The organism is Duganella hordei, from assembly GCF_040369125.1.
In the GTDB taxonomy this organism is placed as follows: domain Bacteria; phylum Pseudomonadota; class Gammaproteobacteria; order Burkholderiales; family Burkholderiaceae_D; genus Rugamonas; species Rugamonas hordei.
The window spans coordinates 88,341-103,747 of sequence record NZ_BPWI01000016.1 but is presented as its reverse complement, the minus strand read 5'-3'; the positions used below and the strand labels follow the sequence as shown (position 1 = coordinate 103,747).

The following is a 15,407-nucleotide window of genomic DNA, read 5'->3' as shown; positions in this document are numbered from 1 at the left end:
TTTTATTTGTCTTTATCCAGCGCCGCCAGCACTTTTTCGGTGATGTCGATGCGCGGGCTGGCCCAGACCGCGTCCTGCAGCACGATGTCGAAGCCCTCGACCAGTGCCAGCTGCTTGATGATCTTGGTGGCTTTTTCCGAGATCGCCTGGCGTTCCTCGTTGGTGCGCTGGTTCAAATCCTCGCGGAACTCGCGCTGGCGGCGCTGGTATTCCTTATCCAGCTCGAACACGTCGCGCTGGCGCTTGACGCGGTCGGCCTCGGACAGGGCCGGCATGTCCTTTTCCAGCTTTTCGGTCGACGTCTTCAGGCGCGAAGCCATGTCCGCCATGGCTTTCTCGCGGCTCTTGAACTCTTCCTGCAGCTTTTCGCCGGCCAGCTTGGCCAGCTTCGATTCGTTGTAGATGCGCTCAGGGCTGAGCCACGCGATGCGCGAGGCCGAGGTCTGGGCCTGCACCGGCGCCAACGCACACCAGCCCAGTGCAAGCACGGCGAGGGATTTGGTCAAGGTAGCAGATACAGTCTTCAACTTGTTTCTCCGGGGAAAATATTAAAGTCTCTAGTCATCATTGGAAGCGCGTCAGAAGCCGCTGCCCATCTGGAACTGGAAGCGTTCCAGGCGGTCGCCCTGCTTGGCGTTCAAAGGCTTAGCATAACTCAACTTGAGCGGGCCGACCGGCGAAATCCAGCTGATACCCAGGCCGGTCGAGTAGCGCAGCTCGGAGGCGCGCATCTTCTGGCCTTCCTGGTAGACCTGGCCGGTATCGAGGAAACCGAACCAGCGCAGGCTGCGGTCCTGGCCCGAGCCGGGGAACGGCAGCTGCAGCTCGGCGTTGCCGATCAGGCGCGAGGCGCCGCCCAGCGCATCGCCGTAGGTGTAGTCGACCGCGCCCAGCGAGGAGCTCAGGTAGCCGCGCACCGAACCGATGCCGCCGCCGTAGAAGTTCTTGAACACCGGATAGCTGCTGCTGCCCAGGCCATGGCCGTAGTCGATCTCGCCCTTCAGCGCCAAGGTCACTTTCGAGAACAACGGCTTGTACCACTGGTGCTCGTACACGGCGCGGTAGTACTTCTGCTGGCCGACCAGGTCCAGCTCCAGGTTGGCGCGCTGGTAGCGGCCCACGGTCGGCGTCAGCGCCGAGTCGCGGCTGTCGCGCGCCCAGGCTGCCGTCAGCGGCACGGCGTTGGTGGCGGCGGTGCCGATACCGGTGGTGTTGCCGGTGATCGTGGTGACGTATTCCTTGAAGCGGATCGGCGACGTTTCGTCGGTGGTGATCTTCGAGCGTTCCAGGCCGATGCCGAAGAACACCGTGTCCACTTCGGAGAACGGCACGCCGTAGCTGATGCGGCCGCCCTGCTGCTTGATGGTGTAGGAGCCGATGTTGAGCGCCGGCGGCTGCTGCGTGCGCAGGTACACTTCGTACGAGCGCGACACGCCGTCGTCGGTGTAGTACGGGTCGGTCTGCGAGAACGAAATCGTGCGGCTGTACTTCGAGGTATTCAGTTCGATGCCGACGGTGGTGCCCGAACCGGCGAAGTTGGCCTGCTGGATCGCGGCCTGGAAGCTGAATTTCTCGGACTGCGAGAACGCGCCGCCGATCTGGAAGTTACCGGTCGGTTTTTCCACCACGGTCAGGTTGACGTCGACCTGGTCGGACGTGCCCTGCGCTTCAGGCGTGTCGATGGTCACGTCCTTGAAGTAGCCCAGGCGGTCGACGCGGTCGCGCGACAGCTTGATCTTGTTGGCGTCGTACCACGACGACTCGAACTGGCGGAACTCGCGGCGTATCACCTCGTCGCGCGTGGTGGTGTTGCCGGCGATGTTCATGTGGCGCACGTAGGCGCGCTTGCCCGGATCGATGAAGAAGGTGAACGCCACTTCGCGCTTGTCGCGGTTGATGTCCGGATTGGCGTTGACGTTGGCGAAGGCGTAGCCGAAGGTTCCCAAGCGATCGGAGATCAGCTTGTTGGTGGCGGTCAGGCGCGCGCCGGAATAGGTTTCGCCTTCGCGCAGCAGCACCAGCGAGCGCAGTTCCTCTTCGCGGCCGAAGGTCTCGCCTTCGAACTTGATGCCCGAGACCTTGTACTTCTCGCCCTCGGTGATGTTGATGGTGATGTAGATGTCCTTCTTGTCCGGCGTGATCGACACCTGCGTCGAGTCGATGTTCATCTCGATGTAGCCGCGGTCCAGGTAGTAGGACTTGAGCGACTCGATGTCGCCGGTCAGCTTGGTCTTGGAGTACTGGTCGGCCTTGGTGTACCAGCTGAACCAGCCGCCGGTGTTCAGCGCCAGCTGGTCTTTCAGCTCCTTGTCCGAGAACACCTTGTTGCCGACGATGTTGATCTGCTTGATCTTGGCGACGTCGCCCTCGTCCACCGCGAAGGTGATGTTGACGCGGTTACGCTCGATCGGCGTGACGGTGGTGACGATCTTGACGCCATACAGGCCGTGCGACAGGTACTGGCGCTTCAATTCCTGCTCGGCGCGGTCGACCGACGCCTTGTCGAAAATCTTGGTCTCGCCGACGCCGATGTCCTTCAGCGCCTTGACCAGCGTGTCTTTTTCAAATTCCTTGGTACCGGTGAATTCCACCTTGGAGATCGCCGGGCGTTCCTCGACCAGCACCACCAGCACGCCGCCGTCGGCTTCGAGCTTGACGTCCTTGAAGAAGCCGGTGGCATACAGCGCCTTGATGGCGGTGATGGATTTGTCGTCGTTGAAGGTCTCGCCCACCCGTACCGGCAGATAGCTGAAGACCGTACCGGCTTCCGTACGCTGGATCCCTTCGACGCGGATGTCTTTGATGACGAAGGGCTCGATGGCCATGGCACTGCCGGCGCACAGCGCCAGGACAGCGGCGCCGATCAGGCTACGGCGAAAGGAAGGTGAAGTAATACGGTCAGAATATAATTTCATTGGGGTTATTCAATGGCTAAATCAACGAACTACTCATATAGATACAAAGCGAAAGCGCGCCTGCTACAGCAGCCGGGCGACGTCGTTAAACACCGCCAGCAGCATCAGGGTCAGTAACAACCCCATACCGACACGCTGCGCAATCTCGCCAAAACGTTCCGGTACAGAACGCCCAGTTAAAACTTCCAGCGAATAATACAGCAAATGCCCCCCATCTAGAACCGGAATCGGTAGCAAATTCATCACCCCCAAACTGATGCTGATGAAGGCGATGAAGCTCAAATAGCTCGCCGCGCCCATCCGCGCCGTTTGCCCGGCATAATCGGCGATCGTGATCGGTCCGGTGACGTTCTTCAGCGAGACCTCGCCGGTGATCATCTTGCCGATCATCTTCAGGGTCATCGTGCAGGTATCCCAGACCCGCGTCATGGCTTTTCCCACGGCCGCAACCGGGGATGATGGCACGGTGATCATATCCGGCTGCAGAGCGACGTAGGCGCCGATCTTACCGACTGTTACAGTTCCCTTACCGGTTTTTGCCTCGCCTTTCACCTGCTCCGCCTGCGGCGCCATGGCCAGCGTCAGCGGCTGGCCCGCGCGGCGGACCGCCACCTGCACGGTTTTGCCGGCCGAGGCGCGGATGATGTCGATGAAGGCGATGCCGTCGGCCACCGGCGTGCCGTCGACGGCCAGCAGCAGGTCGCCGACCCGCAGGCCGCCCCGGTCGGCCGCGCCGCCGGCGATCACCTGCTCGACCACCGGCGTCGGACGGGACACGCCGACGCCAAGCTTGCCCAGCACGTCGCCCTCCAGGTCCAGCGCGGACAGCGCGGCGGCCGGCAGCGTGAAGGTGAAGCGGCCCTGCCCCACGCGCTCGACGGCGATGCGGGCTTCCTTCTTGTCGATGGCGGCCTGGATCAGGCTCCAGCGCAGCTCGGACCAGACGGCGACCGGCTGCTCGTTGACGGCGGTGACCACGTCGCCGGTGCGCAGGCCGGCGGCCCACGCGGCGGCCGGCGCGGCGTCCACCGTCGCGCGCACGCTGACCTTGCTGGCCGGTTCTTCGACGCCGTGCATGTACAAGCCGGCGAACAGCACGATCGCGATCAGGAAATTGGCCAGCGGGCCGGCGGCCACGATGGCGATGCGCTTCCACACGTTCTGGCGCGTGAACTCGCGCTTCAGCTCTTCCGGCGGCAGGTGGCCCAGGTCGGCCTCGCGCGCGTCGAGCATCTTGACGTAGCCGCCCAGCGGCAGCGCGGAGACGGCCCATTCGGTCTGGTCCGGTCCGAAACGGCGCGACCACACCACCTTGCCCATGCCGACCGAGAAGCGCAGCACCTTGACGCCGCACCAGCGCGCCACCAGGTAGTGCCCCAGCTCGTGGAAGATGACCAGGGAGCCCAGGCAGACGACAAATGCCAGCGCGGTTTGCAGGAAGTTCATTTTGCCAGTCCGGCGATATAGGTTTCGGCGGCGGCGCGCGCGGCGCCGTCCTGCGCCATGACGGCGGCGATGCTGTCGGCGGCGCCGTGCGGCAGCGCTTCCATCACGTGCGCGATCACGCGGTCGATCTGGCGGAAGCCTATCCGCAGGTCGAGGAAGGCCTGCACCGCGACTTCATTGGCGGCGTTCAGCAGCGCGGGCGCGGTGCCGCCGGCCTTGAGCGCTTCGAACGCCAGCGCCAGGCAGGGGAAGCGGTTGAAATCGGGGCGCTCGAACTGCAGCGTGGCGATCTGCGTCAGGTCCAGCTGGGCCACGCCGGAAGCGATGCGCTCCGGGTAGGCCAGCGCGTGGGCGATCGGCGTGCGCATGTCGGGATTGCCCAATTGCGCCAGCACCGAGCCGTCGGCATACGACACCATCGAATGGATCACCGACTGCGGGTGGATGACGACCTCGATGCGGTCGGCCGGCGCGCCGAACAGCCAGTGCGCCTCGATCACTTCCAGGCCCTTGTTCATCATCGTGGCCGAATCGACCGAGATCTTGCGGCCCATCGACCAGTTGGGGTGCTTGCAGGCCTGCTCCGGCGTGACCGCGTCCAGCGTGGCCACGTCGCGCGTCAGGAACGGGCCGCCGGAGGCGGTCAGCAGGATCTTGGCCACGCCGGCCGCGTCGTCGCGCACCGCCGGCACGCGGCCGCCGAACTGCGGCAGGCACTGGAAGATCGCATTGTGTTCGCTGTCGATCGGCAGCAGCACCGCGCCCGCTTCGTGCGCGGCGTCGATGAACAGCTGGCCGGACATGACCAGCGCTTCCTTGTTGGCCAGCAGCACCTTCTTGCCGGCGCGGGCGGCGGCCAGGGTCGGCGCCAGGCCGGCGGCGCCGACGATGGCGGCCATCACGCTGTCGACTTCCGCCGCGCTGGCGATGCTGCACAAGGCCGCCTCGCCATATTCCACTTCGGTGTCGACGCCGGCCGCGCGCAGCAGCACGCCCAGGCGGTCGGCGGCGGCGGCGCTGCCGACCACGGCGCGCGCCGGACGGAACGCGATGCACTGGGCCGCCAATTCGTCGACGCGGCTGTGCGCGGACAGCGCGTAGACGGCATAGCGCTCGGGGTGGCGGGCGAGCACGTCCAGCGTGGACACGCCGATCGAACCGGTGGCGCCAAGGATGGTGATTTGTTGCATTTTATTCTTTCAGAACCAGGAGCCGATCAGCGCGGCCAAGGGCAGGACCGGGATCAAGGCGTCAATACGGTCAAGCACGCCGCCATGACCGGGCAGCAGGTTGCTGCTGTCCTTGAGGCCGGCGCGGCGCTTGAGCTGGGATTCGAACAGGTCGCCGACGACGGACGCGGCGACGATCAGCAGCAGCGCCAGCAGGGCCAGGGGCCAGCCGAAGCGCTGCTGCAGCTGGAAGGCGAAGGTGTCCCGCAGCCACGGGAAAGAGGCGGCCAGCATGATGCCCAGCGCCGACAGCGCCAGCACGGCGATGCCGCCGCCGATGGCGCCCTCCCACGACTTGCCCGGCGAGATAGATGGCGCCAGCTTGCGCGTGCCGAAGGCCTTGCCGGAGAAATAGGCGCCGATGTCGGCGATCCACACCAGCACCATCACCGACAGCAGGTACAGCGGCGAATGCAGGTAGAGGCCGACGATGGCGAAGAAGCAGGCGAACACGGCGAAGCTGAAGGTGACGCCCATGGACCAGTTGCCGCCGCCCTTGAGCGGCGGCAGGCCCAGGCCCAGCGACGGCACGTAGCGGATCAGCCACAGCAGACAGGCCACGCCGTACAGCGAATTGACGGCGCCCGGCTTGGCCGAGTACATCAGCAGCACGAACAGGCCGGCGCAGACCACGCCGAACACGCGCGCGGCCATGGCGGACAGGCCGAACAGGCGGGCGCCCTCCCACATCGCGGCGCCGACGAACAGGGTGACGACGACGGCAAACGCTGGGAAATAGTTGAAGAACAGGACCGGCAGCAGCACCGCCAGCAAGATCACAGCGGTAATAATCCTAGTTTTCAGCATCAGCTTGTCTTTTCAGCCAGTTGCGCGCCGGTGCGGCCGAAGCGGCGTTCGCGGTGCTGGTAGGAGGCGATCGCCTCGTCAAGGCACTCGATCGAGAAATCGGGCCAGTAGGTCTCGGTGAAGAACAGTTCCGTGTAGGCCAGCTGCCACAGCAGGAAATTGGAGATGCGCTGCTCGCCGCCGGTGCGGATGAACAGGTCGGGCTCGGGCGCGTAGGCCATCGCCAGGTGCGGCGCCAGCTGCTCCTCGCTGAAGTCGGTCGCGCCGGGGTGGGCGGCGACCATCTTGGCCACCGCCTGCATGATGTCCCAGCGGCCGCCGTAGTTGGCGCAGACGGTGACGGTCATGCGGGTGTTGTTGGCGGTCTTGCGCTCGGCCGAGGCGATCATGCCTTGCAGCTTGTCGTCGAAACGGGTCAGGTCGCCGACGACCTTGAGGCGGATATTGTTGGCGTGCAGCTTGGACACTTCGCGGTCCAGCGCGGTCACGAACAGGCGCATCAGCAGCGACACTTCCTCTTCCGGGCGGCGCCAGTTTTCCGAACTGAAGGCGAACACGGTCAGGTATTCGACGCCGCGGCGGGCGCAGGCCTCGACCACGGTGCGCACCGCCTCCACGCCCTTGACGTGGCCGGCGACGCGCGGCAGGAAGCGCTTGGTCGCCCAGCGGCCGTTGCCGTCCATGATGATGGCAACGTGGCGCGGCACGTTAGGGGCTTCCGGGACCTCGGTAGTCGAACTCGTATATTTCATGAAAACTTTGGTGCCAAAGTGTTAAGTATTGCAGGTGTGACGCAAAAAGACAAGACGCCAGCATAGCGTACCACCCGCGGGGTCAGTTCCGGCAATCTGCCACGCGTGGCAGATTGCCGGAACTGACCCCGGGGTGGGGAAACCATGCTGGCGCCCCTTGGTATTTAAACCGTCAGAACTTCTTTTTCTTTCTCCGCAACCATCTTGTCGATGTCGACGATGAACTTGTCGGTCAGCTTCTGCACCTCGTCGGTGCCGCGGCGTTCGTCGTCTTCCGAGATCGCCTTGTCCTTGACCAGCTTTTTCATGCCTTCGTTGGCATCGCGGCGGATGTTGCGGACGGCGATTTTCGCGTCTTCCGCCTCGCTCTTGACCAGCTTGACCATTTCCTTGCGGCGCTCTTCGGTCAGCGGCGGAGTCGGCACGCGTATCATGTCGCCCTGCGACGACGGGTTCAGGCCCAGGTCGGCGTCGCGGATCGCCTTTTCAATGGTGGCCGCCATCTTCTTCTCGAACGGCTGCACACCGATGGTGCGGGCGTCGATCAGGGTCACGTTGGCCACCTGCGTCAGCGCGGTCGGCGAACCGTAGTACTCGACCTGCACGTGGTCCAGGATGCCGGTGTGGGCGCGGCCGGTGCGGACCTTGGCCAGATCGGCGCGCAAGGTTTCCAGCGATTTGATCATGCGCTCTTGCGCATTCTTTTTAACGTCAGCTACGGACATTGCTGCTCTCCTGTATCGGAATATTATTTAAACGTGAACCAGTGTACCCTCATCCTCGCCCATGATGACGCGCATCAGCGCGCCGGGCTTGGTGATGGAAAACACTTTGATCGGCAGCTTCTGGTCGCGGCACAGCGCGAAGGCGGTGGCGTCCATGACTTGCAGATGCTTGGCGATGGCTTCGTCGAAGGTGATCGAGCTGTACAGCGTGGCGTTCGGGTCCTTCTTCGGGTCGGCGGTGTAGACGCCGTCGACCTTGGTTGCTTTCAGGACGATTTCCGCGCTCACTTCCGAGCCGCGCAGCGCCGCCGCGGTGTCGGTGGTGAAGAACGGGTTGCCGGTGCCGGCCGCGAACACGACGACCTTGCCTTCTTCCAGGTACTGCAGCGCTTTCGGGCGCACATACGGCTCCACCACCTGCTCGATGCCGATGGCCGACATCACGCGCGCGGTGATGCCGACATGGCGCATCGCGTCGGCCAGCGCCAGCGCGTTCATGACGGTGGCCAGCATGCCCATGTAGTCGGCGGTGGCGCGGTCCATGCCCTGGGCGCCGGGGGCGACGCCGCGGAAGATGTTGCCGCCTCCGATGACGATCGCCAGTTCCACGCCCAGTTTCGCGACCTCGGCCACATCGGCGACCATCCGTTCGATCGTGCCGCGGTTGATGCCGTAAGGATCATCGCCCATCAGGGCTTCGCCGGACAATTTGAGGAGGACGCGCTTGTAGGCTGGTTTTGACATGAGACGGGGCTCCTAAGTTGGGTTGATTCGGTAAGGCTGCCGGCGCCCATGATACCTTGCCTGGCGCCGGGGACAACTGGTGTTACAGCCAAGATTGCTTGGGTCGGGCTAAAAAAACGGGCCTCTCGGCCCGTTTTCTGAATTACGCTCCTTGGGAAGCAGCCATCTGTGCGGCTACTTCGGCGGCGAAATCGTCGACTTTCTTCTCGATGCCCTCGCCTACCACGTACATGGTGAAGGCTTTGACGGTGGTCGATTTTTCTTTCAGCATCTGCTCGATCGATTGCTTGTCGTTTTTCACGAAAGCCTGGTTCAGCAGCGACACTTCCTTCAGGTACTTCTGTACCGAGCCTTCCAGGCGCTTGGCGACGATGTCGGCAGGCTGCACTGGCTTGCCGGCGGCCACGGCGGCGGCTGCATCTTCGTCAGCTTTCAGCTTGGCAACCGAACGCTCTTTTTCGATCAGTTCGGCAGGAACCTGGTCGGCCGACAGCGACACCGGCTTCATAGCGGCGATGTGCATGGCCACGTCCTTGCCCACTTGCTCGTCGGCGCCGTCGAATTCGACCATCACGCCGATGCGGGTGCCGTGCAGGTACGAAGCCAGCTTGGCGGTGGTTTCGAAACGCTGGAAGCGGCGGATCGACATGTTTTCGCCGATTTTGCCGATCAGTGCGGAACGCACTTCGTCCAGGGTCTGGCCGTTGCCGGCTGGCAGTGCCAGCAGGGCTGCGACGTCGGCCGGGTTGTTTTCGGCGACCAGCTTGGCGGCGGTGTTGGCCAGGTTCAGGAAGTCGTCGTTCTTGGCGACGAAGTCGGTTTCCGAGTTCACTTCGATCAGCGCGCCCACGCCGTTGGCGATGTAGGTGGCGACCACGCCTTCGGCGGTGATGCGTGCCGAAGCTTTCGATGCCTTGCCGCCCAGCTTGACGCGCAGGATCTCTTCCGCACGACCCATGTCGCCTTCGGCTTCGGTCAGTGCTTTTTTGCATTCCATCATCGGCGCGTCAGTCTTCGCGCGCAGTTCGCCTACCATTGCTGCAGTAATTGCTGCCATGTGATTCTCCTGTATTCGGTGTTCGGGGGGATGGTGAGCGGCGCTCTAACCATTTACGTTAAAAAAAAGGGGGAGCTGTTGGCCACCCCTTTTTTCCTACTGCTTGCTGCGAACGATTAAGCCTGTTCGGAAACTTCGACGAATTCGTCGCCGGCAGCGGCTTTCACCATTTCAACGACTTCGTTACCTGCGGCAGCACGGCCTTCCAGGATGGCATCTGCCACGCCGCGGGCGTACAGAGTGATGGCTTTCGACGAGTCATCGTTACCTGGAATGACGAACTGAACGCCTTCTGGCGAGTGGTTGGTGTCGACCACGCCGATGACTGGAATGCCCAGTTTAGCGGCTTCGGTGATCGCGCCTTTATGGTAGCCAACGTCAACGACGAAGATTGCGTCAGGAACGCCGCCCATGTCCTTGATGCCGCCGATCGATTTCTGCAGCTTGATCATTTCGCGTTGGAACATCAGCGCTTCTTTTTTCGACAGCTTCTCTACCGAACCGTCTTCGATCTGGGCTTCCATGTCCTTCAGGCGCTTGATCGAGGTCTTGATGGTTTTGAAGTTGGTCAGCATGCCGCCCAGCCAACGCTGGTCAACGAAAGGTACGCCTGCGCGTGCCGCTTCGGCAGCGATGATTTCGCGCGCTTGACGCTTGGTGCCGACCATCAGGATGGTGCCGCGGTTCGAAGCGACCTGCTTCACGTGCTTCATCGCTTCCTGATACATACCCATCGTCTTTTCCAAGTTGATGATATGGATCTTGTTGCGGTGGCCGAAGATGAACGGCGCCATCTTTGGGTTCCAGAAACGGGTTTGGTGACCGAAGTGGACACCGGCTTCCAGCATTTCGCGCATAGTTACGGACATATTAAACTCCAGGGTTGGGTCTGGAATCCGATCAGTCACCATATAGGCACCCTTGTCGACCGGATTCGCGTTTATTAATGTGGATTTCCACGGGATTTTTGCAACATTGCTCAAAACCGAATTCAAGCAACCCGAGATTCTACCCTGAAAACAGCCACTTAGGCAAGCGCCGCACGCGCCGGCCACGCCCTTGCACCACCTTGGCGAGCATCCCGCCACGTCGTGGTGCGAAATACCCCCGCCGCAACGCCTGCGCACCAAATTGCGCAGAATCAAAAAAAAATGAGGTATGGATATGCCATACATGCCTAAAATGTAATATCATCTGGAAAACTTTAATGCATGGCAATAACTATTAAACCAGAAGTAGTGTTCCATTACTGAAAGATCACCTATGTCCATCCTGCTTGCCGTGACGCTCGCAGCAGCCTCCGCTGCCCAGCCCGTTTGCTCCTGGGACCACCCCGGTGTCAATCCCTACAAGGGCCGCAGCGGCGACGCCATCGACCGCTACACCGACATCCCGGCCGCCGTGCGCAGCACGCTGCGCCGCCGCATCGAGGAGCAGCAGCCGGACGACATGGTCACCATCACCCGCGACAGCATCAGCGGCAAGAGCCAGTACGACCCGGCGATCCGCGACATGCACTTTGGCGCCGCCTCGGTGTGCGCCACCGTCACCCGCAGCAAATGGACGGAAAATCACCAGGAACCGGCCGCCGTCTATTGCGTCGACAAGCACTGCATCCTGGTACCCAAGATCTGCGGCAACGTCAGCCGTATCTCGCGCCTGCCGGCGGCGGTGGCAAAGAACACCGGTGATCGCCCATACTTCGTCCCGGCCAACCAGGCCAGGCGTGAGCTGGGCGGCAGCTTGGGCGACAAAGACCTGGGCCTGGCCGACGCCGCGCATTCAGACGCTTCGTCCGGACAGGACGACCCATACAGCCTTGTAGGCGACTCCGCCGGGCTTCTCGATGCTATCACGGAGGCTGCGGGCAAGCGGGCTCGCCTGATCGCCAGCATCCGCGGCACCCCAGCCGGCCACAGTCTGAGCGAGGTCGAAATGGCGTTCGACGAGGACGGATACGATATCGACCCGCGCGGCCGCGCGGGCCGCCTGTCCGGCCACAATTCAAGGTTCGACATAGACGATACCTCCGAGCTCTTCAACCCGGCGCCAGTGCCGGAAGCCGACACCTGGGCCATGCTGCTGGCCGGCCTCGGCCTGGTCGGCTTCGCCGTCCGCCGCGCCCGCCGCAAGCAAGCCGGCTCCCAGCCGGACTGAGCTGCTCCGCCCACCGTGCATCTCCGCACGCGAAGAGGCGGCTGTCGTTTATAATTTCAACCTACTGCACGCCGCGAGCCGACCCTGTCCGCTCGCCGCCTGCGTTTTTACCGTTTACCTTGCTGATTGCGATCCACTATGTCCATCTCCATTAAATCCGCTGAAGATATCGAAGGCATGCGCGTGGCCGGCCGCCTGGGCTCCGAAGTGCTCGACTACATCACGCCCTTCGTCAAGCCCGGCGTGACCACCGGTGAGCTGGATCGCCTTTGCCACGAATACATGGTCAATGTCCAGGGGACCATCCCGGCGCCGCTGAACTACTGCCCGCCGGGCTACACGCCCTACCCGAAAGCCATCTGCACCTCGGTCAACGACGTCATCTGCCACGGCATCCCGGGCGACAAGGTGCTCAAGAACGGCGACGTGGTCAACCTCGACATCACCGTCATCAAGGACGGCTACCACGGCGACAACAGCCGCATGTTCTTCATCGGCGAACCGTCGATCATGGCCAAGCGCCTGTCCGACATCACCTACGAGTGCATGTGGCTGGGCATCGCCAAGGTCAAGCCGGGCGCGCACCTGGGCGACATCGGCCACGTGATCCAGCAGCACGCGGAAAAAGCCGGCTACAGCGTGGTGCGCGAGTTCTGCGGCCACGGCATCGGCAAGATCTTCCACGAAGAGCCGCAGGTGCTGCACTACGGCCGTCCCGGCACCCTGGACGAGCTCAAGCCGGGCATGATCTTCACCATCGAGCCGATGATCAACGCCGGCAAGCGCGAAATCCGCGAAATGGGCGACGGCTGGACCATCAAGACCAAGGACCGCAGCCTGTCGGCGCAGTGGGAACACACCATCCTGGTCACCGAGACCGGCTACGAAGTGCTGACCCTGTCGGCCGGCAGCCCGCCGCCGCCGGCGTTCATCACCGGCGCGGCGCCGGCCAACGCCGCGCCGGTCGCGGCGTAAGCCCGGATGTCGACCGCCGCGATGAAGAAGGAACTGCGCGAGCAACTCAAGCGCCAGCTGAAAGCCGACCGCCAGGTCGTCATTGCCGGCTTCCAGGCCGACGGCATGCCGGAAAAGCTGCTGCGCAGTCTGCGCCAGAGCGTCGACGCGGTGCTGACCACGGCCTGGCATGAAGCCCGGCTGCCGGCCAACACCGCCCTGATCGGCGTCGGCGGCTACGGCCGCGGCGAGCTGTTCCCCTACTCCGACGTCGACCTGCTGATCCTGCTGGAACAGGCGCCCGACGCCGCCACCACCGAAAAGCTGGAAGAACTGGTGCAGCTGCTGTGGGACCTGGGCCTGGAGATCGGCCACAGCATCCGCACGGTGGACGAGTGCCTGACCGAGTCGGCGGCCGACATCACGGTGCAAACCAGCCTGCTCGAAGCGCGCATCATCTGCGGCGACGAGCCGCTGTTCGCGCAGCTGCAGGCGCGCTACACGGCGGCGATGGACCCGCGCGCCTTCTACCACGCCAAGGTGCTGGAGATGCGCCAGCGCCACGCCAAATACGAGGACACCGCCTTCAGCCTGGAGCCGAACTGCAAGGAAAGCCCGGGCGGCCTGCGCGACCTGCAGGTGATCCTGTGGATGGTCAAGGCCGCCGGCCTGGCCAATTCCTGGCGCACCTTGGCCACTTCCGGCCTGATCACGCAGACCGAAGCCAAGCAGCTGATGGAAAAGGAGCGCGCCTTCAAGGATATCCGCGTGCGCCTGCACCTGCACGCGGGCCGGCGCGAAGACCGGCTGGTGTTCGACGTGCAGACGGCCATCGCCGAATCGCTGGGCCTGACCGCCACCGGCAGCGGCGTGCACATGCGCCGCGCCAGCGAATACCTGATGCAGCGCTACTACTGGGCCGCCAAGACGGTCACCCAGCTCAACACCATCCTGCTGCAGAACATCGAGGAGCGGCTGTTCCCGAAATCCGGCGAGGCGGTGCGCATCAACGAGCGCTTCAACGACGTCAACGGCCTGATCGACATCAGCGCCGACGACACGTTCGAGAAGACGCCGTCGGCGATGCTGGAGATCTTCGTGCTGATGACCGAGCGGCCGTCGCTCAAGGGCATGAGTTCGCGCACCACGCGCGCGCTGTGGCACGAGCGCTTCAAGATCGACGCCGCCTTCCGCGCCGATCCGGTCAACCGCGCGCTATTCCTGCGCATCATGCAGGCGCCGGTGGGCATCATCCACGCGCTGCGGCGCATGAACGACATGTCCATCCTGGGCCGCTACCTGCCCAACTTCCGCAAGATCGTCGGCCAGATGCAGCACGACCTGTTCCACGTCTACACGGTGGACCAGCACATCCTGATGGTGGTGCGCAACATGCGCCGCTTCTCGATGGCCGAGCACGCGCACGAATACCCGTTCTGCAGCCAGCTGATGGCCAACTTCCCGCAGCCGTGGCTGCTGTACCTGGGCGCGCTGTTCCACGACATCGCCAAGGGCCGCGGCGGCGACCACTCGAAGCTGGGCATGGCCGACACCGAGCAGTTCTGCCGCGACCACGGCCTCAGCGACGAGGACACGGAACTGGCGGTGTTCCTGGTCGAGAACCACCTGACCATGTCGCAGGTGGCGCAAAAGCAGGACCTGTCCGATCCCGACGTCATCGCCTCCTTCGCCAGGGTGGTCAAGGACGAGCGCCACCTGACCGCGCTGTACCTGCTGACGGTGGCCGACATCCGCGGCACCAGCCCGAAGGTGTGGAACGCGTGGAAGGCCAAGCTGCTCGAGGACTTGTACCGCATCACGCTGCGCGTGCTGGGCGGCGAGCCGCACAGCGCCGACCACGAACTGAAGAACCGCCAGCAGGAAGCGCTGGCGACGCTGCGCCTGTACGGCCTGCCGCCGGACGCGCACGAAGCGTTCTGGAAGCAGCTCGACGTCGCCTACTTCCTGCGCCACGACGCCTCCGACATCGCCTGGCAGACGCGCGCGCTGTATGACCGCTTCACCAGCGACAAGCCGGTGGTCAAATGCCGGCTGGCGCCGATCGGCGAAGGCCTGCAGGTGGCCGTCTATATCAAGGACCAGCCGGATCTGTTCGCGCGCATCTGCAGCTATTTCGACCGCAAGAACTTCAGCATCCTCGACGCGAAGATCCACACCACGCGCCACGGCTACGCGCTCGACACCTTCCTGGTCACCGAGCAGAACTTCGCCAAGAGCTACCGCGACATCATCAGCCTGATCGAGCACGAGCTGTGCGGCGTGCTGACCACGCCCGAGCCGCTGCCGGCACCGGGCAAGGGCCGGCTGTCGCGGCTGTCGCGCACCTTCCCCATCCAGCCGACGGTGGACCTGCGGCCGGACGAGCGCGGCCAGTACTACCTGCTGTCGGTGGCCGCCAACGACCGCACCGGCCTGCTGTACTCGATCGCCAACGTGCTGACCAAGTACAAGATCAACCTGCACACGGCCAAGATCATGACCCTGGGCGAGCGCGTCGAGGACGTGTTCCTGATCGACGGCGCCACGCTGAGCAACGCCCGCAGCCAGATCCAGCTTGAAACCGACCTGCTGGACGCGATCAAGGTATAAACTGGCTTCAC

The 15,407-nt window shown here is 63.6% G+C and carries 13 protein-coding genes; 3 read left to right on the top strand and 10 right to left on the bottom strand.

Going from position 1 to position 15,407, the window contains the following annotated elements:
- Nucleotides 1-2: 2 nt before the first annotated feature.
- The 10 genes from ABWW33_RS27055 to rpsB all read right to left on the bottom strand — a co-directional run bounded on the left by ABWW33_RS27055 (nt 3) and on the right by rpsB (nt 10,544).
- Nucleotides 3-506: an OmpH/Skp family outer membrane protein gene (locus ABWW33_RS27055; RefSeq protein WP_353404529.1), complete on the bottom strand. Its 504-nt coding sequence runs from the start codon at nt 504-506 to the stop codon at nt 3-5.
- 72 nt (nt 507-578) lie between these two features.
- Complete coding sequence (gene bamA / locus ABWW33_RS27050; protein ID WP_353404527.1) at nt 579-2,915, bottom strand: outer membrane protein assembly factor BamA; 2,337 nt, start codon at nt 2,913-2,915, stop codon at nt 579-581.
- A 63-nt stretch (nt 2,916-2,978) separates the two neighbouring features.
- Nucleotides 2,979-4,361 (bottom strand): RIP metalloprotease RseP, encoded by a 1,383-nt coding sequence (rseP, locus tag ABWW33_RS27045; protein ID WP_353404526.1) that lies wholly within the window; start codon nt 4,359-4,361, stop codon nt 2,979-2,981.
- Nucleotides 4,358-5,551, bottom strand: coding sequence for a 1-deoxy-D-xylulose-5-phosphate reductoisomerase (ispC, locus tag ABWW33_RS27040; protein ID WP_176651096.1), 1,194 nt, complete (start codon nt 5,549-5,551; stop codon nt 4,358-4,360). Before ispC ends, rseP begins: the two co-directional genes overlap by 4 nt.
- 9 nt (nt 5,552-5,560) lie before the next feature.
- On the bottom strand, nt 5,561-6,397 hold the full coding sequence (locus tag ABWW33_RS27035; protein ID WP_353404524.1) for a phosphatidate cytidylyltransferase: 837 nt from the start codon (nt 6,395-6,397) through the stop codon (nt 5,561-5,563).
- Nucleotides 6,397-7,149: a polyprenyl diphosphate synthase gene (uppS, locus tag ABWW33_RS27030; protein ID WP_176651098.1), complete on the bottom strand. Its 753-nt coding sequence runs from the start codon at nt 7,147-7,149 to the stop codon at nt 6,397-6,399. The genes ABWW33_RS27035 and uppS overlap by 1 nt, the downstream gene beginning before the upstream one ends.
- Before the next feature lie 164 nt (nt 7,150-7,313).
- Nucleotides 7,314-7,874: a ribosome recycling factor gene (gene frr / locus ABWW33_RS27025; protein ID WP_176651099.1), complete on the bottom strand. Its 561-nt coding sequence runs from the start codon at nt 7,872-7,874 to the stop codon at nt 7,314-7,316.
- A gap of 27 nt (nt 7,875-7,901) precedes the next feature.
- On the bottom strand, nt 7,902-8,618 hold the full coding sequence (gene pyrH / locus ABWW33_RS27020) for a UMP kinase (protein WP_176651100.1): 717 nt from the start codon (nt 8,616-8,618) through the stop codon (nt 7,902-7,904).
- Between the two features lie 142 nt (nt 8,619-8,760).
- Nucleotides 8,761-9,675 carry a translation elongation factor Ts gene (gene tsf, locus ABWW33_RS27015; RefSeq protein ID WP_176651101.1) on the bottom strand — a complete coding sequence of 305 codons (915 nt, stop codon included), beginning with the start codon at nt 9,673-9,675 and terminating at the stop codon, nt 8,761-8,763.
- 116 nt (nt 9,676-9,791) lie between these two features.
- The gene (rpsB, locus tag ABWW33_RS27010) at nt 9,792-10,544 is read right to left on the bottom strand and encodes a 30S ribosomal protein S2 (RefSeq protein ID WP_176651293.1); all 753 of its coding nucleotides are present in this window, start codon (nt 10,542-10,544) and stop codon (nt 9,792-9,794) included.
- 394 nt (nt 10,545-10,938) lie between these two features.
- On the opposite strand from rpsB, the gene ABWW33_RS27005 reads away from it, so the two are divergent.
- The 3 genes from ABWW33_RS27005 to ABWW33_RS26995 all read left to right on the top strand — a co-directional run bounded on the left by ABWW33_RS27005 (nt 10,939) and on the right by ABWW33_RS26995 (nt 15,396).
- Nucleotides 10,939-11,832: an MHFG family PEP-CTERM protein gene (locus ABWW33_RS27005; protein ID WP_353404523.1), complete on the top strand. Its 894-nt coding sequence runs from the start codon at nt 10,939-10,941 to the stop codon at nt 11,830-11,832.
- A gap of 138 nt (nt 11,833-11,970) precedes the next feature.
- The gene (gene map, locus ABWW33_RS27000; RefSeq protein WP_353404521.1) at nt 11,971-12,807 is read left to right on the top strand and encodes a type I methionyl aminopeptidase; all 837 of its coding nucleotides are present in this window, start codon (nt 11,971-11,973) and stop codon (nt 12,805-12,807) included.
- A 6-nt stretch (nt 12,808-12,813) separates the two neighbouring features.
- Nucleotides 12,814-15,396 (top strand): [protein-PII] uridylyltransferase, encoded by a 2,583-nt coding sequence (locus ABWW33_RS26995; RefSeq protein WP_353404520.1) that lies wholly within the window; start codon nt 12,814-12,816, stop codon nt 15,394-15,396.
- Nucleotides 15,397-15,407: the final 11 nt, after the last annotated feature.

Excerpts from the sequence above, each read along its gene's own strand:
- bamA (WP_353404527.1), bottom strand. The coding sequence starts at position 2,915 with ATGAAATTATATTCTGACCGTATTACTTCACCTTCCTTTCGCCGTAGC.
- tsf (WP_176651101.1), bottom strand. The coding sequence starts at position 9,675 with ATGGCAGCAATTACTGCAGCAATGGTAGGCGAACTGCGCGCGAAGACT.
- rpsB (WP_176651293.1), bottom strand. The coding sequence starts at position 10,544 with ATGTCCGTAACTATGCGCGAAATGCTGGAAGCCGGTGTCCACTTCGGT.
- ABWW33_RS26995 (WP_353404520.1), top strand. The coding sequence starts at position 12,814 with ATGTCGACCGCCGCGATGAAGAAGGAACTGCGCGAGCAACTCAAGCGC.
- pyrH (WP_176651100.1), bottom strand. The coding sequence starts at position 8,618 with ATGTCAAAACCAGCCTACAAGCGCGTCCTCCTCAAATTGTCCGGCGAA.
- map (WP_353404521.1), top strand. The coding sequence starts at position 11,971 with ATGTCCATCTCCATTAAATCCGCTGAAGATATCGAAGGCATGCGCGTG.
- frr (WP_176651099.1), bottom strand. The coding sequence starts at position 7,874 with ATGTCCGTAGCTGACGTTAAAAAGAATGCGCAAGAGCGCATGATCAAA.
- ispC (WP_176651096.1), bottom strand. The coding sequence starts at position 5,551 with ATGCAACAAATCACCATCCTTGGCGCCACCGGTTCGATCGGCGTGTCC.
- ABWW33_RS27035 (WP_353404524.1), bottom strand. The coding sequence starts at position 6,397 with ATGCTGAAAACTAGGATTATTACCGCTGTGATCTTGCTGGCGGTGCTG.
- uppS (WP_176651098.1), bottom strand. The coding sequence starts at position 7,149 with ATGAAATATACGAGTTCGACTACCGAGGTCCCGGAAGCCCCTAACGTG.
- rseP (WP_353404526.1), bottom strand. The coding sequence starts at position 4,361 with ATGAACTTCCTGCAAACCGCGCTGGCATTTGTCGTCTGCCTGGGCTCC.
- ABWW33_RS27005 (WP_353404523.1), top strand. The coding sequence starts at position 10,939 with ATGTCCATCCTGCTTGCCGTGACGCTCGCAGCAGCCTCCGCTGCCCAG.